The following is a 20,345-nucleotide window of genomic DNA, read 5'->3' as shown; positions in this document are numbered from 1 at the left end:
CTTCGGAAAGGGGGATGAAAAGGGGTGTTACGGGAGCTCGGCGAGCGCCTTCGCGGCCCGCCCGGTGATCTCCTCCGGGCTGCCGGAGACGTCCACCACGACCCCGGCCTCGTCCTCCTGGAGGGGCTGGAGCGTGGCGAACTGCGAGTCCAGCAGTGTGGTGGGCATGAAGTGCCCCTGTCGGTGCGACATCCGGCCCTCGATGACCGAGCGGTCGCCCGCCAGGTGCACGAAGACGACCCCGGGCGCCTCGGCCCGCAGCCGGTCCCGGTACGACCGCTTCAGCGCCGAGCAGCTGACCACCCCGCCGAGCCCCGCCCGCCCGTGCGCCCAGGAGCCGATGGCGTCCAGCCACGGCCACCGGTCGTCGTCGGTGAGGGGGGTGCCGGCCGACATCTTGGCGATGTTGGCCGGGGGATGGAAGTCGTCACCCTCGGCGTACGGGACGCCGAGCCTGGCCGCGAGCAGGGGACCGATGGTGGTCTTCCCGGTGCCCGCGACGCCCATGACCACGACGACCTTCGGGGTACTCATCACTGCCTCACTGTCCGCTGTCTTCGTCGACACCTTTGATGCGTTGATGCGAGCAACTGAAACCGATTAGGTAGTACTAATTCAAGACCCTGTGATGATTAAGTCTGACTTTTTCTGGGTGTGACGTGCCCCGTACTCTGAGTGCATGAGCACATTGGGCCGGGGGCTGCACGGACGCGTACTGGAGGCCCTCGGACCGGCGATCACCGCGGGCGAGTACCCGCCGGGCAGTGTTCTGCGCACGGACGAACTCGCGCAGCGTTTCGACGTCTCACGCTCGGTGATGCGCGAGGCGGTCCGCGTCCTGGAGTCCATGCACCTGGTCGAGTCCCGCCGCCGCGTGGGCGTGACGGTGCGTCCGAAGGCCGAGTGGAACGTGTACGACCCCCAGGTCATCCGCTGGCGACTGGCCGGCGCCGACCGCCCGCAGCAACTGCGCTCACTGACCGTGCTGCGCTCGGCGATCGAGCCGGTGGCGGCGGCCCTCGCCGCGAAGCACGCGACCGCCGAGCAGTGCGCCGAGCTCACCGAGTGCGCGCTCGGCATGGTCGCCAACTCCAAGGGCCACCGGCTGGAGGGCTACCTCTTCCACGACATCGCCTTCCACCGGGTGATCCTCAACGCCTCCGGCAACGAGATGTTCGCCCGCCTCGGTGACGTGGTCGCCGAGGTCCTCACCGGCCGCACCCGCCACGAGGTCATGTTCGAGGACCCCGACCCCGCCGCCGTCACCCTCCATGTCCGGCTCGCCGAGGCGATCCGCGCGGGTGACGCGGGCCACGCGGAGGCGCTGACCCGCGAGATCGCGGAGGGCGCGCTCCAGGAGCTGGACATCCTCGCGCCGTAGGTCAGTCGAGGAACTCCCCGTCGACGTACACCCAGGCTCCGTCGACACGCTCGAAACGGCTGCGCTCGTGCAGCGAACCACCTCTGAACGAGGCGCGGAACGTCACGGTGCCCGTGCTGTGGAACGCCGAGCCGTCCCCCGTGCCGAGGATCTCCAGGCCGGTCCAGCGCATGCCCGCGTCCAGGTCCAGAGAAGCGGGCCGGGTCCGTGGGTGCCAGGTGCGCAGCAGGTAGTCCCGCTCCCGCTTCACGAAGGCGCTGTAGCGCGACCGCATGAGCGCTTCGGCGGTGGGCGCCGCCGACTCACCCGTGGGGGTCCCCCCGGTCGAGGTTGTTCGAGACTGGGGGAGGAAGCGGCCGCAGCAGTTGTCGTACGTCGCTTCGAGGCCGCAAGGGCAATGGGGCCGTTGCCGGGAGGCGCGCCGGGTCACGGCTGCACCGTGCCGGTGTTGGTCGGGGGATGCGCCGGCCGTGCCGGTATCACCGTCGGCAACGACGGCAGCGCCGTCCCGTACACCCACGCGTCGAACAGCCCGTTCAGCGACTCCTCCGTGAACCGGTTCACATGGGCGGTGAACGTCGAAGTGGTCACGGCCCCGCCCCGGTGCAGCCCCGCCCAGCCGCGCAGCATCCGGAAGAACGCCTCGTCGCCCATCGCACAGCGCACCGCGTGCACGGTGAGCCCGCCCCGCTCGTAGAGCCGGTCGTCGAACATCGACTTGCGGCCCGGGTCGGCCAGCCGCAGGTCCTGGGGGAGCGAGGACAGCAACCGGTGCGCCGCGGCGGCCAGTTGCTGTGCCGTACGGCCCCCCGAGCGCTCCGACCACAGCCACTCGGCGTACTTGGCGAACCCCTCGTTGAGCCAGATGTGCCGCCAGTCCGCGATGGACACGCTGTTGCCGAACCACTGGTGCGCCAGCTCGTGCGCGACCAGCCGCTCCCAACCCCGGGCGCCGTCCACGTGGTTGGCGCCGAACAGCGACAACCCCTGTGCCTCCACGGGCACATCGAGCTCCTCCTCCGTGACGACGACCGCGTACTCGTCGAACGGATACGGCCCGAACAGTTCCTGGAACAGCTCCATCATCTGCGGCTGACGCGCGAAGTCCCGCGAGAACTCCGGAAGCAGGTGCGCCGGGATGTGCCCGTGCTGCGGCACCCCGCCCGGACCCGGGTCGCCGAGCAGCACCGTCTGGTACTTGCCGATCGACAGCCCGACGAGATAGCTGGAGGTGGGCGCGGCCTGCTCGTACACCCAGGTCGTCGTGGACGCCTTCGCGGTACGGGTCAGCAGCCGGCCGCCCGCCACGACCGCGTAGGCGGAGGGCGTGGTGATCGAGATCTGGTACGACGCCTTGTCCGCGGGCCGGTCGTTGCACGGGTACCAGGACGGCGCCCCGATCGGCTGGCTCGCCACCAGCGCCCCGTCCTCCAGCTCCTCCCAGCCGAGCCCGCCCCAAGGGCTGCCGACCGGCTGGGGGTTGCCCGACCAGTGCACCTCGACCGTGAACGCGGCCCCGGACCGCACCGGCTTCGCGGGCCGCACCCGCAGCTTCCCGCCCCGGTGCGTGTAATGCGCGGGACGGCCGTCCACCCGCACCCGCCCGATCTTGAAGTCGGAGAGGTTGAGCATGAACTCCGGGAGCGGCGAGCGCCCCGCTATGGCGTTGATCCGGGCGCTCCCGGCCAGCCGGTTCGGGGCGGGGCGGTAGTCCAGCGCGAGCTCGTAGCGGTGCACCCGGTACCGGGCGTCACCGTGGTCCGGGAAGTACGGGTCCGGACCCGCCGCCTGCTGAACTGCCACTGCCGCTTCTGCTCCCTGCGCTGCGTTGCCGCTCGGATCCGCCGGTACACCGCTCACCGACTCCGAGTGGCCCGCGTTCAGGGCCGCCATGCCTCGATCGGGTTGCCGAGCCAGCGGGTGTCGTCCGGGACGGACTCCGCGGCCATGACGAGCGACGCGGGGCCCAGCGTGGTGCGGGCCCCGATCGTGCTGCCGGGCAGCACGATCCCGCCAGGGCCCAGCGTGGCACCCTCACGGAGGACCACAGTATCCGTCCGCAAGATCCGGTCGTGGAAGAGGTGGGTCTGCAGCACACAGCCGCGGTTCACGGTCACCGCGTCCTCCAGCGTCACCAGATCGGTCTCCGGCAGCCAGTAGCTCTCCACCCAGACGCCCTTGCCGATCCGCGCGCCGAGCCCCCTGAGCCACGCCGTCAGCACCGGCGTACCGGGCACGGAACCCGCGAGCCACGGCACCGCCAGCACCTCGACGAAGGTGTCCGCGAGCTCGTTGCGCCACACGAAGCCGCTCCACAGCGGGTGCTCCCCGCTGCGGTGCCGCCCCACCAGCAGCCACTTCGCGACCACCGACACCAGCCCCGCCACCGCACCGGCCGCGACCAGCACCACCCCGGCCAGCAGCCAGGCCCACGGTCCCAGCACGCACAGCGCGGCCACCGTCAGCACGGCCAGCCCGGCCGAGCAGAACACGGGCACGATCCGGCACAGCTCCACCAGACCGCGCGCCCACAGCAACCCCGCCGACGGCTCGTACGTCCGGCTCTGGTCGCTGCCGGCCGCGCTGCGCGGCAGCTTCACCGGCGGCAGCCCCAGGTACGAGGTGTCCTTCTTCGCCTTCTTCGGCGTCGCCGACAGCACCCCGACGAGCCCGCCGTCCGGCACGCTCCGTCCCGGCGCGGTCATCCCCGAGTTCCCGAGGAACGCCCGCCGCCCGATCTCCGCCCGCCCGATCCTGACCCAGCCGCCCCCCAGCTCGTACGGCGCGGTCAGCGTGTCGTCGGCCAGGAACGCGCCCTCGCCGACCGTCGTCAGGCTGGGCAGCGCGAGCACCGTCGACACCTCGGCGCCCCGCCCGATCCGCATCCCGAGCAGCCGCAGCCACACCGGCGTGACCAGCCCGGCGTACAGCGGGAACAGCGTCTCGCGCGAGCGGTCCATCAGCTGCGTCACGGTCCACGCCTGCCACCCGATCCGGCTGTGCGTCGCATACGTCCCCGCGCGCAGCCCCAGGCTCAGCAGCCGTACGGAGATCAGGAGCAGCAGCGCGAAGGCCGCACCGAAGGCCAGCGTCGCCGGGACGAGGGCGAGGAAAGCGCCCCGCAGCGGAGCGTCGCCGGCGAGGAAGGGCCGCGCGACCAGGAAGGCCGCCCCGCCCGCGAGCACGGGGAGCAGGGTCAGCGCGAGACCGGTGAGGCCGTACATCACCCGCCAGTACGTGCCCCGGGCCGGCCGTTCCTTCGGCCAGTTGCGCTTGGCCTTGCCGAGCTTGACCGCGGGCGCGCCCGCCCAGCGCTGACCGGTCGGGATCTGCCCGGTGACCGCCGACCCCGGCGCCACCTCGGCCCGCTTGCCGACCCGGGCACCCGGGAAGAGGATGCTGCGCGTGCCGACGACCGCGTGCGCGCCCACCTTGACCTGGCCGATCTCCAGCCGGTCGCCGTCCAGCCACCAGCCGGACAGGTCCACCTCGGACTCCACGGCCGCGCCCCGGCCCAGCTTGAGCATGCCGGTGACCGGCGGCAGCGAGTGCAGGTCCACGTCAGGACCGACCTTGGCGCCCAGCGCCCGCGCGTACCGCTCCAGCCACGAGCCGGTCAGCGAGGTCGCCCCGGTGAACTCGGCGAGCCGCTCGGCGGTCCACAGGCGCAGGTGGACACTGCCACCCCGCGGATGGCGGCCGGGCTGGACGCCTCGCAGCAGCAGCCGGGCCCCGCCCGCGGCGATCACGAGCCGTCCGGGCGGGCTGAAGAGCGCGAGGCCACCGGCGCCGATCAGCCACCAGGAGGCGGTCGGCAGCCAGCCGTAAGAGGGCAGGAGGTTCCCGACGGCGGCCAGCGGGACCAGCCAGCGCAGGCCCAGCAGCGTGAACAGGGGGAGCAGGACCAGGAGTTGGATCACCTGGGCGCCGAGCGGCACCGGCGCGATCACCCGCGCGACCCCGTCGTCCTGCGCGGACTCCTCCAGGTGCCGGGCCAACTTCCGCAGGGTGGGCCGCTGGTAGATGTCGAGCACGGCCGCGCTCGGGTAGCGGGTGCGCAGCCGGGTGGTCAACTGGGCGGCGGCCAGGCTGGAGCCGCCGATCGCGAAGAAGTCGTCGCGGGCACGGGAGACCGGGACGCCCAGGACTTCCGTCCACTGCTCGGCGAGCCAGGCCTCGGTGCCGTACAACTCCTCCGCGGGACCCCCGGTTTCGAGCCCCTCCAGCGGCCACGGCAGTGCGTTGCGGTCCACCTTGCCGGAGGTCCGGGTCGGCAGGTCGGCGACGGGAGCGATCAACGGCACGAGCGCGGCGGGCAGTTCGGCCCGCAGCTTCTCCACGGCCGCCGCGTGGTCCCAGCCGTCCTGGGCGACGACGTACCCGACGAGAAGCTGGTTGCCGCTGCGGGCCGTGCGCACGGCGGCGGCCGCCCCCGCGACCCCCGGCAGCGCCTGGAGAGCCGTGTCGACCTCACCGAGCTCGATCCGTCGGCCGCCGAGCTTGATCTGCTCGTCGGCCCGCCCGAGGAAGACCAGCCCTTCGGGCTCCGCCTTCACCAGGTCACCGCTGCGGTACGCCCGCTCCCAGCCCAGCGACTTCAGCGGCGCGTACTTCTCCGCGTCCTTCTCCGCGTCCAGGTACCGGGCGAGACCGACCCCGCCGATCACCAGCTGCCCGCTCGCGCCCATCGGCACGGGCTCCCCGGCCTCGTCGACGACGGCCAGCTCCCAGCCGTCCAGCGGCAGCCCGATCCGGATCGGCTCCGCGCCGCTCATCAGCGACGCACAGGCCACGACGGTCGCCTCGGTGGGCCCGTAGGTGTTCCACACCTCGCGCCCCTCCGTCACCAGCCGCTGCACCAGCTCGGGCGGACAGGCCTCCCCGCCGAAGATCAGCAGCCGTACCTCGTCGAGGGTCTCGGGCTCCCACAGCGCGGCGAGCGTGGGCACCGTGGAGACCACGGTGATCTCCTGCTCGACCAGCCAGGGCCCTAGATCGGCCCCACTGCGGACCTGGGAACGCGGCACCGGCACCAGACAGGCCCCGTACCGCCACGCCAGCCACATCTCCTCGCAGGACGCGTCGAAGGCGACCGACAGCCCCGCCATGACCCTGTCACCAGGGCCGATGGGGTCGTCGGTGAGGAACAGCGCGGCCTCGGCGTCCACGAAAGCCGCGGCACTGCGGTGCGAGACGGCGACGCCCTTGGGTCTGCCGGTGGAGCCGGAGGTGAAGATGACCCAGGCGTCGTGCTCGATGCCGGGCCGGGCGGCAGGCGCCTCGCTCCGCTCGTTGACGGTCAGCTCGTGTCCGGCGCCCACCACGGCCCGCACCTCCGCCTCCCCGAACACCAGCTCGGCCCGCTCGTCGGGGTCCTCGGCGTCGACGGGGACGTAGGCGGCACCGGCGGAGAGTACGGCGAGGATCGCGACGTAGAGGTCATTGGTACCGGAGGGCACCCGGACGCCCACCCGGTCGCCGAGCCCCACCCCGGCCCCGGCGAGCCGCCGCCGCAGCCGCTCCACCTCGGCGGCCAGGGCGCGGTAGGTGAGCCGGGTCGTCCCGTCGTCCAGGGCGAACTCGTCGGGGCAGGACCGTACGGAGGCGTCGAAGACGTCGACGAGCGTGCGCGGGGAGGCGGCGGGCCCTCCGGAGAAACGGGCGGTGTCGCCGAACTGTTCGCGGATCTCCGCGCCGAGCTCCTCGTTGAGCAGGCCGAGAGCGCTGCTCTCTTCTGTGGCTGCCATCGGTCCTCGCGTCTCGATCCCGGAGCCCCCGGGGCGCTGGCGGGCCGCAGGTCTGCCTGGGGTTGTCCGGCTCCAGCTCGTAACAAGCCGGAAATTTTAGTACGACGCTAGGTTCGCACCCCCGAAACTGCCACTGGGGAAGACTGTTCGAGGGGCGCGACGGCTCGGCCGCGCGCCTGTGACCTGGTGATCTTCACGCCGAGCGAGAGATGCGCCACACACAGCACACAGGCCGTTGTATACGACGAATCCCCCGGCCGCTGAGCGGCCGGGGGATTCGGCTGGTGTCCGAGGGGGGACTTGAACCCCCACGCCCGATAAAGGGCACTAGCACCTCAAGCTAGCGCGTCTGCCATTCCGCCACCCGGACAAGGTGTCTGTCGCGCGGGGTTCCCCCTCGCGGCGACGAAGGAAACATTACCAGGCTTTCGAGGAGGCCCGATCACCCCCATCCCGTCCCGGGACGCGCGTGAACGGCGTGTGACGGGCCGGGTCCGGTCTTGGGGCCGGGCAGGTCACGGGGAGAGGATGAGGGCGACCACCAGCAGTGACAGCGGGAGGAACAGCGTGAGCGACACCGACACGGCCAGGGGCGTCACCGGCGAGGACGAGGTCGTGGACCTCTGCCGCGAGCTGATCCAGTTCGACACCAGCAACTACGGCGACCACTCCGGCCCCGGCGAGCGCAAGGCGGCCGAGTGGGTCGCGGGAAAGCTCGCCGAGGTGGGGCTCGACCCGCAGATCTACGAGTCGCACCCGGGCCGCGCCTCCACGGTGGCCCGGATCGCGGGCGAGGACCCGTCCCGGCCCGCCCTGCTGATCCACGGCCACCTCGACGTCGTACCGGCCAACGCGCAGGACTGGACCCACCACCCGTTCTCCGGCGAAGTGGCGGACGGGTGCGTGTGGGGCCGGGGCGCGGTCGACATGAAGGACATGGACGCGATGACCCTGGCGGTCGTCCGTGACCGGCTGCGCAGCGGCCGCCGGCCGCCCCGGGACATCGTCCTGGCGTTCCTCGCCGACGAGGAGGCCGGCGGCACCTTCGGCGCCCGGCACCTCGTCGACCACCACCCCGACCTCTTCGAGGGTGTGACCGAGGCGATCAGCGAGGTGGGCGGATTCTCCTTCACGGTGAACGAGCAGCGCCGGCTCTACCTGATCCAGACGGCCGAGAAGGGCATGCACTGGATGAAGCTGACCGTGGCCGGTACCGCCGGGCACGGCTCGATGATCCACCGGGACAACGCCATCACCGAACTGTCGGAGGCGGTCGCCCGGCTCGGCCGGCACAAGTTCCCGGTCCGGGTCACCAAGACCACCCGGGCCTTCCTCGACGAACTCGGCGACGCGCTGGGCACCGAGCTGGACCCCGAGGACATGGAGGGCACGCTGGCCCGGCTCGGCGGTATCGCCAAGCTCATCGGCGCGACCCTGAGCAACACCGCCAACCCCACGCAGCTCGGCGCCGGCTACAAGGTCAACGTCATCCCGGGCGAGGCCACCGCGCACGTCGACGGGCGCTTCCTGCCCGGCTTCGAGGAGGAGTTCCTCGCCGACCTCGACAAGATCCTCGGCCCCAAGGTCAGGCGTGAGGACGTGCACTCCGACAAGGCCGTCGAGACCACCTTCGACGGCGCGCTCGTGGACGCCATGCAGTCCGCGCTGGTCGCCGAGGATCCGGCCGCCAAGGCGATCCCCTACATGCTCTCCGGCGGCACCGACGCCAAGTCCTTCGACGAGCTCGGCATCCGCGGCTTCGGCTTCGCGCCGCTCAAGCTGCCCCCGGAGCTGGACTTCGCCGGGATGTTCCACGGTGTCGACGAGCGGGTGCCCGTGGACGGGCTGAAGTTCGGCGTGCGGGTTCTCGACCGGTTCATCGACGCGAGCTGACGCGTGTTGACGTGATGATTCGGCCGCGCGTGCGAGATCGCCCGGGAAGGGTGAATGCGCTCATAAGCTCGTATCCCCATTACTCCTTCCTCGTTACAGGTGATGCGATCCGCTGATTGGGACCGCATTGCCAACAAGGAGGAATAATGATCAAGAAGATTGTCGCCGCTGCTGCTGCCACTGGTGGTCTGGTTCTCGCGGGCGCGGGTCTTGCCGTCGCCGATGCGGGTGCGCAGGGTGCCGCTGTGGGCTCCCCGGGTGTGCTGTCCGGCAACGTCGTGCAGGTTCCCGTTCACGTCCCGGTGAACGTCTGCGGCAACACGGTCTCCGTGATCGGTCTGCTGAACCCCGCCTTCGGCAACACCTGCATCAACAAGTGACGTTGTGCCTCGCCCTTAGTTAACAGGGATGAGCTTGTCGGCCCCGGAGTGCAAGCCATGCGCTCCGGGGCCGACCGGTCTTTTCGAAAAGAAAGTGAGCCGCGAGGCAGCGGCATTTCGGGACAAGGTCGAAAGCAGGGAATCGGTACATGCGACAAGTCACCCGCAAGGGCTTGATGACAATGGCGGCGGCGACCGGCGTGATCGCCGCCGCGGGAGGCGCCGCCCACGCGGACGCGGGCGCGAGCGGATCGAGCGCCAACTCCCCCGGCGCACTCTCCGGCAACACGGTGTCGGCGCCGGTGCACGCCCCGGTGAACGCCTGCGGCAACACCGTGAACGTGGTCGGGGTTCTCAACCCGGCGATGGGCAACAGGTGCGCCAACAAGGGCGGCGGCAGCGGGGCGCCCGGCGGGTACGGCGGCTCGGGCGGCTCCGCGGGACACGGCGGCGCAGGTCACGGGGGGCACGGGCCTGGCGGACACGGGCCCGGCGGACACGGCGGTTCCGGGGGCCCTGGTGGTTCCGGTGGCTCTGGGGGCTCCCACGCGGGCGGTCACACCGGTGGCTCGCCCGGCGTGGGCTCGGGCAACCACGTCGAGGCGCCGATCGACGTTCCCGTGAACGTCTGCGGCAACAGCGTCGACGTCATCGGCATCGGCAACCCCGCCATGGGCAACGACTGCGGCAGCGGCTCCGGCGGCGGGCAGCACACCCCGCCCGGATCGCCGGAACAGCCCGGCACCCCGGGACAGCCCGGCCACCCCGGCCACCCCGGCAATCCGACGGAGCCCGGCCACCCCGGATCCCCGGCCACCCCGTCCGGGGCGCTCGCCGGCACACCGGGCGGCGCCAACCACCCCGGAACCCAGACGGTCACCCAGCCCCTGGGCAGCGCGCAGCTCGCCCGGACCGGCAGCGACCTCCCGATCGGGCTGGTCCTCCCGGTCGGCGCCGGGGCACTCCTGGCGGGCGCGGTTCTCTACCGCAAGGCACGGGCCTCGGTCTAGGACGTACCGCGTGAAACGGAGCGGGCCCCGCCGCGGCGGGGCCCGCTCCGTTCGTCCCGTCTCACCACGTGGCACGCACCTGGCGGATGATCCGCCGGCGCAACCGCACCCTGCGGCTGCCGTCGCGCATGAGACTCAGTCGGTCCAACTCCCAGTGTCCGTACTCTGCATGGTCCGTCAGTAGACGTGTGGCGTCCTTGCGGGAGACCCCCCGCGGTACGTACACGTCGACAAATTCGTATTCCGGCATCGCATCTATTGTGCGGGCCGGGGCCCGCTACGGATAGCGTCTGCACTATGTCTGATGCTGTGCAGCCCACCGCTGCCGAGGTACGTGCCGCCGCCGACGCGGTCAAGACCGCGCTCGACCGCCACCTGGCCGCGGTCGAACGGAGGTCGGGCGAGGACGACCCGGCTGTCTACGAGGCCTTCAACGAGCTGGCCGCGGCCGCCGAGGTGTACGACGAGCTGCTCTACGACCGTTACGACGAGGTCACCCCGTTCGAGATCCCGGGCGCGGAGGACGCCCCGCCGTACACGGGCCCCGAGGAGCCGAACGCGCTGAGTGTGCTGATCCGCCGTGACTACGCCGTGGTGGAGCCGCAGCGGTTGCTGGCGCAGGCCCAGCGGGTCGAGGCGGCCGACGAGGGTCTCGGCACGGAGGCCTCCGGCACGGTGCACGGCGCGCTGGAAGTGCTGTTCGGCGAGTTCGAGCCCGACGAGATCGCCACCCGGCACAAGGAGTTCGGCCTCGAGGAGGGCGACTCCACGCTGTGGGTGACCGCGGCGGACGAACCGGCCGAGCCGGGGGAGTGGCTGGAGACGCCGTTCGAGCAGGTCGACGTCGAGCGGGTGGTGTGCCGGTTCGATGTCAGCGCGGTGTTCGACGACGACCTGGACGACGACGCGGACGAACCCGACCTCGAGGACCCCGATCTCGAGGACGAGGATCTGGAACCGTTGGACGTGGATCGCCGCTGAGGCACATGAGGGCGCGGCCCCGGAGAGATGATCTCCGGGGCCGCGCCCCTTTTCCGTTCCGGGGCGGGTCAGCCGGCCGTCGGCGACTGTGTCCCGAGGAGGGTGGGCAGCCGAGTCGTCCGGGGCTTGGCCGGGATCTCGGCGACCGCCCTCGCAAGGGCCTGTTCCACGCCGTGGACCACGGACAGATGGCGGTCCGCCCTGCCGAACGCCGTGTAGACCCAGGGCCGGCTCAGGGCCTGCGCCGCGTCCCCGGGCAGGACCACGACCGCCGCGGGCCAGCGGCCGCCCACCGCCTGGTGCGCGGTCAGCGCCCAGCCGTGCCGCACGGACTGCTCCACCCGCTCCTTCGGCACGACGACGGGCTCGCCGGAGCAGGTCAGGTGCAGGCCGTCCGCGTCGGCCCCCACCACCTGACCCGGGAGCGTACGGCCCGGTACGGGGGAGTAGGCGACGCGGTCACCCGGGTCGAATCCACCGAAGCGGCCGGGCCCGGGGTTGAGACGCTCCTTCAGAGCCGCGTTCAGGACGCGGGTGCCCGCGGCGCCGCCGTGGCCCGGGGTGATCACCTGGGTCTCCTCGGGGGGGACCCCGATCGCCCGCGGTATCGAGTCCGCGACCAGCTGCACGGTCCGGTGCACGGCCTCACCCGCGTCCCGCACCGGCACGATCACGACCTCCTTGCCGGGGGCCTCGACCTGGTTCAGCTCACCGATGCCGATCCCGGAGACCAGCTCGCCCAGCGGGCCGGGGTCCGGCCTCCGCGAGGCGATCTGCGGGCAGATCCGCGCGGCGAGCAGATCCGCGAACACCCGTCCCGGCCCCACCGACCACAGCACCGCCGGATCCCCGCCCAGCACCAGCCGCGCCCCGTCCGGCAGGGACTCCACGAGCAGCGCGGCCGTCTCGACATCCAACTGCGGCGCGTCGAGCACGACGAGCAGGTCGAGATCGAACGCCCCGTCGCCGTCCCGACCCGGCCCTTCCGCCCCGGAGAGCAGCCCGGCGACGGTGGTGACGGGCTCCGGCGACACCGAGTCGCCCGGACGTCCGGCTTCGAGCAGCGCGCCGAAGCGGTCGCGGCCCACGGGGCTGTGGGTGGCCGCCCACGCCCGCAGCCCCAGACCCCGCGCCGCTGCCAGCAGCGCCGCCGGTTCCGTCAGGGACGCCTCGGCGCCGGTGTGCAGGACCAGACCGCCCGCCGCGACCGCGCGGATCAGCTCGGCGGCCGAACCCTCGGCCGACGCTGCGGCCCGCTCCCAGTCCTCGGCCGAACCGTCCTCCTTGGGCACGGAGTTGATCAGCCGGGCCAGTCCGTCGGCGAGGCTCTCCTCCGCGAGGGCGTACCGCTCGAGCCCGATCAGGATCCGGACCGGCCGTTCCGCCCCCTCCTCGTCGTCCTCCGCGGGCTCCGGGGCGGTCGGGTCGAGGGCGTCCTGGAAGACCAGGGCCTCGGCCTCGGCGATCGTGCTCTGTACGGCCGCGTCGGCGTCCGGCACGCCCCGCTGGGTCAGCGCGGCGGTCAGCGCCGGCATCTCCAGCGCGGTGTGCCCGGCGAGGGCCGCCTGCTCCAGGAGCCAGACGGTGACCGCCCGCCCCCGCCGCTCGTCGTCCGGTGCGCACTCCGCGCCGAGCAGTGCCCGGGCGAACCCGTCGGCCTGCTCGGGCCGTACGCCCGTGACCCGCAGCAACTGCCAGGGATCGGCCCGCAGTTCGTCGTCCGCCCCGTCCCCGAGGACCGCGGCTGCCTGTGCCGCGAGGGCCTCCGGCGCCCCGCCCTCGGCCAGTACCCGCCGTACGGCCTCCACGGTCTCCGGCGCGGACGGGCCGACGGCGCCGGCGACACCGACCGCACCGCCGGAACCGGCCGCCTCGGCCGACACCGGCCGGGGCCGCACCGGCTCCTGGGCGGGCCGACGCGGTGGCTCGGGCTCACTGAAGACGGCGGCCACGGGCTTCGCCCCGCTCTCCACCGCCCGTACGGCCGCCAGGAGGTCGGCCGCCTTCCCGCTGAGCTTGGCCCCGCTCTCGACAGGCCCCTGCTTCTCGGCCTTCCGCCGGGTGATCCGCTCCTGTTCGATCCGCTGCGCCGCCAACTCGGCCTCGGCCTCGGACAGCTTGGCCTTGGCCGCGTCGTCCGCGTCACCGCTCTCGCCCTCGGCCGCCCCCGGTTCACCAGCGCCGGCTCCCCCCTCGCCCGGCCCTGCCTCACCACCGCCCGCAGAAGCCCCCGCGAAGGCCTCGTCGCCGCCGCTTCGGTCTGCCCCGGCAGCCCCCCGGCCCGTCGATTCTTCGCTGTCGGCGTGCGGTCCCCCGGTCGACCCCTCCGGCCCCGCTTCGCCGCCCCCGGCGCCCGCCCCGGCGCCGTCGGTCTCCGAGCCCGGTGCTCCCCCCGTGCCCTCCGGCTCCGGTGCGGCGCCCCGCGTCCCCGGTTCGGTCTTCTCCGTGGGCTCCGGCTCCGTGCTCACAGCGTGCTCCAGTCGTGATCGGGATAGCGGTGCACGGGCGCCGACACATCGTCGAGCGCCCGGCAGATCTCGTCAGGAAGACTAAGGGCCTCCACTGACAATGCCGCCGTGAGCTGCTGCGAGTTGCGCGCGCCGACGATCGGCGCGGTCACCCCGGGCCGGTCGCGGACCCACGCGAGGGCCACCTGGAGCGGCGTCACCGCGAGCCCGTCGGCCGCCGTGGTCACCGCGTCCACGATGTGGCTCGCGGTGTCGTCGAGGTACGGCGCGACGAAGGGCGCCAGGTGCTCCGAGGCACCCCGCGAGTCGGCCGGGGTGGAGTTGCGGTACTTGCCCGTCAGGACGCCCCGCCCCAGCGGTGAGGAGGGCAGCAGCCCGATGCCCAGGTCGAGCGCGGCCGGCAGCACCTCCCGCTCGAGCCCGCGCTGCAGCAGCGAGTACTCCAGCTGGGTCGCGGCCAGCCGGGTCCGCGTCCCGGGCGCCGCCAGCTGCCAGGTCCCCGCCTTGGCGAGTTGCCAGCCGCAGAAGTTGGACACCCCGGCGTAGCGGGCGCGGCCGCTGCTGACGGCCAGGTCGAGGGCCTGGAGCGTCTCCTCCAGAGGGGTGTGGGGATCGTAGGCGTGGATGTGCCACACGTCGACGTAGTCCGTGCCGAGCCGGGCCAGTGAGTCGTCCAGCGCGGAGAGCAGATGCCCGCGCGAGCCGTCGACACGGACGTCCGGGTCGGGCACGCTGCCCGCCTTCGTGGAGATGACCAGGTCCCGGCGCGGGACCAGTCCTTCTATGAGGCGTCCGAGCAGGTACTCGGCCTCCCCGTCGCCGTACACGTCCGCCGTGTCGACCAGCGTCCCGCCTGCCTCCCAGAATGTTTTCAGGAGGTCCGCCGCGTCGTGCTCGTCGGTGTCCCTGCCCCAGGTGAGGGTGCCGAGCCCGATGCGGGACACACGCAGGCCGGTACGGCCGAGATGCCTCTGCTCCATGAACGCCGAGATTACTGGCCACGACCTGTCGCGTGGGGGCCTGTGGACAACGGATTGGGACAGGTGCGCGAGAATCGCGCCCCGTCACGGCACGGGCCGCGACCTGCCCCGGCGAGCGCGGCCGCGCTAAGGTCTGCCGACAAGGACGTTACTGATCGGTAAGGGGAATCGGCCATGCAGCTCGGGATCAACCTCGGCTACTGGGGCGCCGGAATGGACGCGGACAATCTCGCCGTCGCCCAGGAGGCCGACCGGCTCGGATACGCCGTCTGCTGGGCCGCCGAGGCCTACGGCTCGGACGCGGCCACCGTGCTCACCTGGGTCGCCGCCCAGACCGAGCGCATCGACGTCGGCTCGGCCATCTTCCAGATCCCGGCCCGCCAGCCGGCGATGACCGCGATGACCGCCGCCACCCTCGACTCCCTCTCCGGCGGCCGTTTCCGACTCGGCCTCGGTGTCTCGGGACCGCAGGTCTCCGAGGGCTGGTACGGCGTCAAGTTCGACAAGCCGCTGGCACGCACGCGTGAGTACGTCGAGATCGTACGCAAGGCCATGTCGCGCGAGCGCCTCTCCTACGAGGGACAGCACTGGACGCTGCCCCTGCCCGGCGGCCCCGGCAAGCCGATCAAGCTGACCGTGCACCCCGAGCGCGAGCACATCCCCCTCTACATCGCCGCGATCGGCCCGAAGAACCTGGAGCAGACCGGCGAGATCGCCGACGGCGCCCTGCTGATCTTCCCCTCCGCCGAGCACCTTGAGGACACCGCGATCCGGCATCTGCGTGCCGGGCGCGAGAAGGCGGGCAGGACGCTCGACGGGTTCGATATCGCCCCGACCCTCCCGCTCGCCCTCGGCGAGGACAAGGACGTCACCACGCTCGCCGACACCTTCCGCCCCTACACCGCGCTGTACGTGGGCGGCATGGGCAGCCGCAAGCAGAACTTCTACAACCAGCTCGCCCAGCGCATGGGGTTCGAGGCGGCGGCCGCCGAGATCCAGGACAAGTACCTGGCCGGCGACAAGGAGGGCGCCGCGGCCGCCATTCCGCACGAGCTCATCGACAAGACGACACTGCTCGGCTCCGTGGACCGCATCGCGGACCGCATGAAGGAGTACGCCGCGGCCGGCGTCACCACTCTGACCCTGGCCCCCGCCGGCTTCACCCTCGACGAGCGCCTCGCCTCGCTCCGCGCCGGCACCGAGGCCCTGGAGCGCGCCGGACTCGCGTAACCGGTGCTCAGAAAGCTTCTACGGCCGTGGTGGGGGCTCGGGGGTCTTCCCCGCCACGGCCGTCACGTGATTCAACGCGCCCGCGTCCGCGCGGTTACGCCCCCGGTGTGACCCCGGTGGTCCTCCTTTTGGCGCAGTTGTCCGGCACAGCTGTTGCGGCACCTCTCGCGCCGCATTTGACTCTTTCTTTGCGGGTTGCCGCGGAGTCCGGCAGAGAGGTGCCCCACGATGCTTTCGGCCAAGAGCGTGTTCCAGGAGATCCTCGACCACGACGAGTCCTTCCGGCTGTTCTGCTCCATCGCGGCCAGCGGTGAGTCGCAGGGCGGTTGGGAGAACGCCCGTATCGCCGCTCTGGTGCCGCCGAGCGAACGCGACCTCGCCCCCAAGATCTCCCGGCACGGCGCCGACGAGGACAAGCACGGGCGGATCTTCAACGCCCTGATGAGGAAGCGCGGACTCGAACCCGTCCCCGTCCCGCCGGAGACGGACTACACGATGCTCCTGGAGCAGCAGGGCATCGGTCTCGCCCACGAGAAGCTCAAGGCCGACCAGCCGCTCACCGTGCAGGACGTCATCACGTACCTGGCCCACAGCCGGGTGACCGAACAGCGTGCCGCGGACCAGATGGTGATGCTGCGGAAGTTCTTCGCGGACCACCCTCAGGTCGGCAACGCCGTCAAGATGATCTCCCACGACGAGGACAACCACCTCGCGTACACCCACGAGGAACTGCTGCGTTTCGCGGCCGACGGGCACGGCCCGTACATCCAGCGGACCTTGCGCGCGTGCGCGCTCGCCGAGATCCGCGTCTACCGGGACGTCAGCCTCGCGACCATGGCCCACATGGGCGGCATCCTCGGCTGGCCGACGGCCAAGTCGGCGGTACTCGCGGCGGGCATCGACGCGATGTACGCCTACGAGCGCCTCGGCGGCTGGCGCCGCATGGTCTCCCTGAAGACGCCCGACCGCCGCGACGCCCTCGGCGGACCCGCCACGCCGGCCCCTGAGCTCGCCTAGAGCCATCCCCGGCGTTTGAACGTCCGGTACAGCAGTACTTCCAGCACGCCCATCAGCGCGATCACCGCCGGATACGCCCACACCCAGTGCAGCTCGGGCATGTGGTCGAAGTTCATGCCGTAGATCCCCGCGATCATCGTGGGGATCGCCGCCATGGCCGCCCACGCGGAGATCTTCCGCATGTCGTCGTTCTGGCGGACGCTCATCTGCGCCAGATGCGCCGACAGGACGTCCGACACCAGCCGGTCCAGGCCCTCCACCGACTCGTTCACGCGCGAGAGGTGGTCGTTGACGTCCCGGAAGAAGGGCCGCGCCCGGTCGTTGACGAACGGCACCGTCCCGCCGTACGCCCCCACACCCGCGAGCCGGGTCAGCGGCATCGAGAGCGGGACGGTGGCCCGGCGGAACTCCAGGATCTGCCGCTTGAAGGTGTAGATCCGCGACGCGGTGCCCCGTGAACCGCCGCCGTCCGGCGAGAACACCTCCGCCTCCAGCTCCTCCAGGTCGGTGCCGAGTTCCGTCGCCACCTCCAGATAGTGGTCCACGACGGCGTCGGCCACCGCGTACAGCACCGCAGTGGGCCCCTTGCCGAGCAGCTTCGGTTCATGCTCCAGGCGCTCGCGTACGGCCTTCAGCGGCGAGCCCACGCCATGACGGACCGTCACCACGAAGGCGTCGCCGAGGAAGAGCATGACCTCGCCGGTGGACACGGTGTCGCTCTCCGGCTCGTACACCACCGGCTTGAGGACCACGAACAGCGAGTCGTCGTACACCTCGAGCTTGGGCCTCTGATGCGCCTTGAGGGCGTCCTCCACCGCCAGCGGATGCAGTCCGAACTCCTTCGTGACCAGCTCGAACTCCTTCTCCGACGGCTCGTGCAGCCCGATCCAGACGAACCCGCCCGCCAGCCGCGCCTGATCCAGCGCGTCCGACAGGTCCTCGGGCCCCTCCGAGCGGTGGCCCTCCCGGTAGATGGCACAGTCAACGATCACGGAGCGTGTTCTCCCCTCGCTCGAAGGACGCCGCAGTCCGGCGTACGCCTACCCTGGGCCGCATGCCCACGTTGATCCTTGTCAGGCACGGACGATCCACCGCGAACACCGAGGGGCTGCTCGCCGGGTGGACGCCCGGGGTCGCCCTGGACGAGCGCGGCTCCGCGCAGGCCGCCTCGCTGCCCGGCCGCCTCGAAGGGGTGCCGATCTCCGAGGTCGTCGCCAGCCCCCTGCAGCGCTGCCAGGAAACGATCCAGCCACTGCTCGACGCCCGCCCCGGTCTCCCCGCGCACAGCGACGAGCGCATCGGGGAGTGCCACTACGGCGACTGGTCCGGGCGCAAGCTCGCCGAGCTGGGGGACGAGCCGCTGATGGAGGTCGTCCAGGCGCATCCGTCGGCGGCCGCGTTCCCCGGCGGCGAGTCCATGCGAGCGATGCAGACGCGCGCGGCGGAGGCCGTACGCGAGTGGAACGCGCGCGTGGAGCGCGATCACGGAGCCGACGCCGTCTATCTGATGTGCTCGCACGGCGACATCATCAAGTCGCTCGTCGCCGACGCACTCGGACTTCATCTCGACCTCTTTCAGAGGATCTCTGTTGAACCGTGTTCCATCACCGTCATCCGTTACACCCGTCTGAGGCCGTTTCTCCTGCGCCTCGGTGACACCGGTGACTTCGCCTCCCTGGTGCCGCGCGAGGAGGCCGCGGGCGGTGACGCCCCGGTCGGTGGTGGTGCGGGCGCACCGTGATCGTCGCGCGCAGTAGGGTGAAGCGGTTCGCACAAGCGGTTCACACAAGCGCGTTCACGCATGGACGTTCCCGTCGTTGCCGTCGTTCCCTTACTCACGAATCCCATGGAGACAGGACGTGTCCCGTCAGGTGTTCCTCTATGACCCGCCGGACCGCTTCGTGGCCGGAACGGTCGGACTGCCCGGACGCCGTACGTTCTTCCTCCAGGCCACGGCCGGCCCCCGAGTGACCAGCGTGGCCCTGGAGAAGACGCAGGTGGCCGCTCTCGCCGAGCGGATGGAAGAACTCCTCGACGAGGTCGTGCGCCGCAGCGGCGGCAGCGCCCCCGTGCCGGCCGTGCCGCCCACCGAGATCGCCGACACCGCGCCCCTGGACACCCCCGTCGAGGAGGAGTTCCGGGTCGGCACCATGGCCCTCGCCTGGGACGGCGAGGAGCAGCGCATGATCGTCGAGGCGCAGGCCCTCGTGGAGCTCGAGGCCGACTCCGAGGAGGACCTCGCCGAGGCCGAGGAGAGACTCCTCCAGGACGAGGAGAACGGACCCCCGATGCTGCGGGTCCGGCTCACCGGCGCGCAGGCCCGAGCCTTCGCCAAGCGCGCCCTGGACGTCGTCAACGCGGGGCGGCCGCCGTGCCCGCTGTGCAGCCTCCCGCTCGACCCGGAAGGACATGTATGTCCGCGCCAGAACGGATACCGCCGCGGAGCGTGAGCACGGCAGAGCTGCTCGCCCGGGGTGAGCTGACGGTACGCGGGCAGATCCGGGACGCCTCCAACGCGGTGCTGCACTGCTCCGTCTCGTACGAGGGCCAGGAGGTCCTGTGCGTCTACAAGCCGGTCCGCGGCGAGAGACCACTGTGGGACTTCCCCGACGGCACCCTCGCCCAGCGCGAGGTCGCCGCGTACGAGGTGTCCGAGGCGACCGGCTGGGGGCTCGTGCCGCCCACCGTGCTGCGGGACGGGCCCTTCGGCGAGGGCATGTGCCAGCTGTGGATCGAGGGTGCGCCCGGCAGTGAGCTGCTCGCCCTGGTCGACGGCGAGGAGCCCGAGCCGGGTTGGAAGGCCATCGGCTTCGCCGAGGTCGACGAGGGCAGGACCGCGCTGCTGGTGCACGCGGACGACGAGCGGCTGCGCAGGCTCGCCGTCCTCGACGCCGTGATCAACAACGCGGACCGCAAGGGCGGCCACCTGCTGCCCGCCGAGGGCGGCCGGCTCTACGGCATCGACCACGGTGTGACCTTCAACGTCGAGAACAAGCTGCGGACCCTGCTGTGGGGCTGGGCGGGGGAGCCGTTGACGGGGGAGGCGGTCGACGTCCTCAAAGGCCTCAAGGAGGCCCTGTCGGGCGAGCTGGCCGCCCGGCTGGCCGCTCTGATCACCCCGGCCGAACTCGACGCCACACGCGCGCGTGTCGACGCGCTGCTGGACTCCGGGAAACACCCGGAACCGAGCGGCGAATGGCCGGCCATTCCCTGGCCGCCCGTTTAGCAGGACACTGCACACGGGCCCGTACCTCGCAA

The 20,345-nt window shown here is 71.9% G+C and carries 18 protein-coding genes and 1 tRNA gene; 10 read left to right on the top strand and 9 right to left on the bottom strand.

The genetic code is table 11. The features are described from left to right. Window positions 1-27: 27 nt before the first annotated feature. Window positions 28-534 carry a gluconokinase gene (locus ACIRP7_RS16605; protein ID WP_352390933.1) on the bottom strand — a complete coding sequence of 169 codons (507 nt, stop codon included), beginning with the start codon at window positions 532-534 and terminating at the stop codon, window positions 28-30. A gap of 145 nt (window positions 535-679) precedes the next feature. On the opposite strand from ACIRP7_RS16605, the gene ACIRP7_RS16600 reads away from it, so the two are divergent. Further along, on the top strand, window positions 680-1,381 hold the full coding sequence (locus ACIRP7_RS16600; protein WP_352390934.1) for an FCD domain-containing protein: 702 nt from the start codon (window positions 680-682) through the stop codon (window positions 1,379-1,381). A gap of 1 nt (window position 1,382) precedes the next feature. On the opposite strand, the gene ACIRP7_RS16595 is transcribed toward ACIRP7_RS16600, so the two are convergent. The 4 genes from ACIRP7_RS16595 to ACIRP7_RS16580 all read right to left on the bottom strand — a co-directional run bounded on the left by ACIRP7_RS16595 (window position 1,383) and on the right by ACIRP7_RS16580 (window position 7,498). Further along, window positions 1,383-1,811, bottom strand: a complete 429-nt coding sequence (locus ACIRP7_RS16595) for a YchJ family protein (RefSeq protein WP_403659151.1) — start codon at window positions 1,809-1,811, stop codon at window positions 1,383-1,385. Continuing rightward, window positions 1,808-3,184 (bottom strand): M1 family metallopeptidase, encoded by a 1,377-nt coding sequence (locus ACIRP7_RS16590; protein ID WP_403659148.1) that lies wholly within the window; start codon window positions 3,182-3,184, stop codon window positions 1,808-1,810. Before ACIRP7_RS16590 ends, ACIRP7_RS16595 begins: the two co-directional genes overlap by 4 nt. A 77-nt stretch (window positions 3,185-3,261) precedes the next feature. Continuing rightward, a complete protein-coding gene (locus ACIRP7_RS16585; RefSeq protein ID WP_403659145.1) occupies window positions 3,262-7,128 on the bottom strand; it encodes a Pls/PosA family non-ribosomal peptide synthetase in 3,867 nt (1,288 codons plus the stop codon). A 282-nt stretch (window positions 7,129-7,410) separates the two neighbouring features. Next, a tRNA-Leu gene (locus ACIRP7_RS16580) sits at window positions 7,411-7,498 on the bottom strand. A gap of 197 nt (window positions 7,499-7,695) precedes the next feature. Between ACIRP7_RS16580 and ACIRP7_RS16575 the strand changes: the two genes are divergently transcribed. From ACIRP7_RS16575 to ACIRP7_RS16565, 3 genes are all read left to right on the top strand, one after another. Next, a complete protein-coding gene (locus ACIRP7_RS16575) occupies window positions 7,696-9,021 on the top strand; it encodes a M20/M25/M40 family metallo-hydrolase (protein ID WP_403659142.1) in 1,326 nt (441 codons plus the stop codon). A gap of 146 nt (window positions 9,022-9,167) precedes the next feature. Continuing rightward, window positions 9,168-9,401: a chaplin ChpH gene (gene chpH, locus ACIRP7_RS16570; protein ID WP_020117753.1), complete on the top strand. Its 234-nt coding sequence runs from the start codon at window positions 9,168-9,170 to the stop codon at window positions 9,399-9,401. Between the two features lie 149 nt (window positions 9,402-9,550). Further along, window positions 9,551-10,411, top strand: coding sequence for a chaplin (locus tag ACIRP7_RS16565; RefSeq protein ID WP_403659139.1), 861 nt, complete (start codon window positions 9,551-9,553; stop codon window positions 10,409-10,411). A gap of 61 nt (window positions 10,412-10,472) precedes the next feature. Here the strand turns inward: ACIRP7_RS16565 and ACIRP7_RS16560 are convergent, their stop codons facing one another. Continuing rightward, entirely contained in the window at window positions 10,473-10,661 is a 189-nt protein-coding gene (locus ACIRP7_RS16560; RefSeq protein ID WP_007380901.1) for a DUF5703 family protein, read from the bottom strand. 47 nt (window positions 10,662-10,708) lie between these two features. On the opposite strand from ACIRP7_RS16560, the gene ACIRP7_RS16555 reads away from it, so the two are divergent. Further along, the gene (locus ACIRP7_RS16555; RefSeq protein ID WP_403659136.1) at window positions 10,709-11,392 is read left to right on the top strand and encodes a hypothetical protein; all 684 of its coding nucleotides are present in this window, start codon (window positions 10,709-10,711) and stop codon (window positions 11,390-11,392) included. A gap of 68 nt (window positions 11,393-11,460) precedes the next feature. On the opposite strand, the gene ACIRP7_RS16550 is transcribed toward ACIRP7_RS16555, so the two are convergent. Next, on the bottom strand, window positions 11,461-13,860 hold the full coding sequence (locus ACIRP7_RS16550; protein WP_403659133.1) for a helix-hairpin-helix domain-containing protein: 2,400 nt from the start codon (window positions 13,858-13,860) through the stop codon (window positions 11,461-11,463). Beyond that, window positions 13,857-14,840: an aldo/keto reductase gene (locus tag ACIRP7_RS16545; RefSeq protein ID WP_403659130.1), complete on the bottom strand. Its 984-nt coding sequence runs from the start codon at window positions 14,838-14,840 to the stop codon at window positions 13,857-13,859. Before ACIRP7_RS16545 ends, ACIRP7_RS16550 begins: the two co-directional genes overlap by 4 nt. A 174-nt stretch (window positions 14,841-15,014) precedes the next feature. Between ACIRP7_RS16545 and ACIRP7_RS16540 the strand changes: the two genes are divergently transcribed. Together ACIRP7_RS16540 and ACIRP7_RS16535 are read left to right on the top strand one after the other, a co-directional pair. After that, window positions 15,015-16,070 carry an LLM class F420-dependent oxidoreductase gene (locus tag ACIRP7_RS16540; RefSeq protein ID WP_352390943.1) on the top strand — a complete coding sequence of 352 codons (1,056 nt, stop codon included), beginning with the start codon at window positions 15,015-15,017 and terminating at the stop codon, window positions 16,068-16,070. 228 nt (window positions 16,071-16,298) lie between these two features. Next, the gene (locus ACIRP7_RS16535; protein WP_403659127.1) at window positions 16,299-17,087 is read left to right on the top strand and encodes a ferritin-like domain-containing protein; all 789 of its coding nucleotides are present in this window, start codon (window positions 16,299-16,301) and stop codon (window positions 17,085-17,087) included. Here ACIRP7_RS16535 and corA read toward each other — a convergent pair. Beyond that, window positions 17,084-18,079, bottom strand: coding sequence for a magnesium/cobalt transporter CorA (corA, locus tag ACIRP7_RS16530; protein ID WP_403659124.1), 996 nt, complete (start codon window positions 18,077-18,079; stop codon window positions 17,084-17,086). The two genes, ACIRP7_RS16535 and corA, sit on opposite strands and share 4 nt — an antisense overlap. Window positions 18,080-18,141: 62 nt before the next feature. On the opposite strand from corA, the gene ACIRP7_RS16525 reads away from it, so the two are divergent. From ACIRP7_RS16525 to ACIRP7_RS16515, 3 genes are all read left to right on the top strand, one after another. Continuing rightward, window positions 18,142-18,828 carry a histidine phosphatase family protein gene (locus ACIRP7_RS16525; protein WP_403659121.1) on the top strand — a complete coding sequence of 229 codons (687 nt, stop codon included), beginning with the start codon at window positions 18,142-18,144 and terminating at the stop codon, window positions 18,826-18,828. Between the two features lie 118 nt (window positions 18,829-18,946). Beyond that, the gene (locus tag ACIRP7_RS16520) at window positions 18,947-19,537 is read left to right on the top strand and encodes a DUF3090 domain-containing protein (RefSeq protein ID WP_352390947.1); all 591 of its coding nucleotides are present in this window, start codon (window positions 18,947-18,949) and stop codon (window positions 19,535-19,537) included. Then, entirely contained in the window at window positions 19,501-20,313 is an 813-nt protein-coding gene (locus ACIRP7_RS16515; RefSeq protein WP_403659118.1) for an SCO1664 family protein, read from the top strand. The genes ACIRP7_RS16520 and ACIRP7_RS16515 overlap by 37 nt, the downstream gene beginning before the upstream one ends. Window positions 20,314-20,345: the final 32 nt, after the last annotated feature.

The sequence above is a fragment of the Streptomyces sp. NPDC102270 genome (genome assembly GCF_044766405.1).
Taxonomy (GTDB): domain Bacteria; phylum Actinomycetota; class Actinomycetes; order Streptomycetales; family Streptomycetaceae; genus Streptomyces.
The sequence above is the reverse complement of the archived record's forward strand: the minus strand, read 5'-3'. Positions and strand labels throughout refer to the sequence as shown.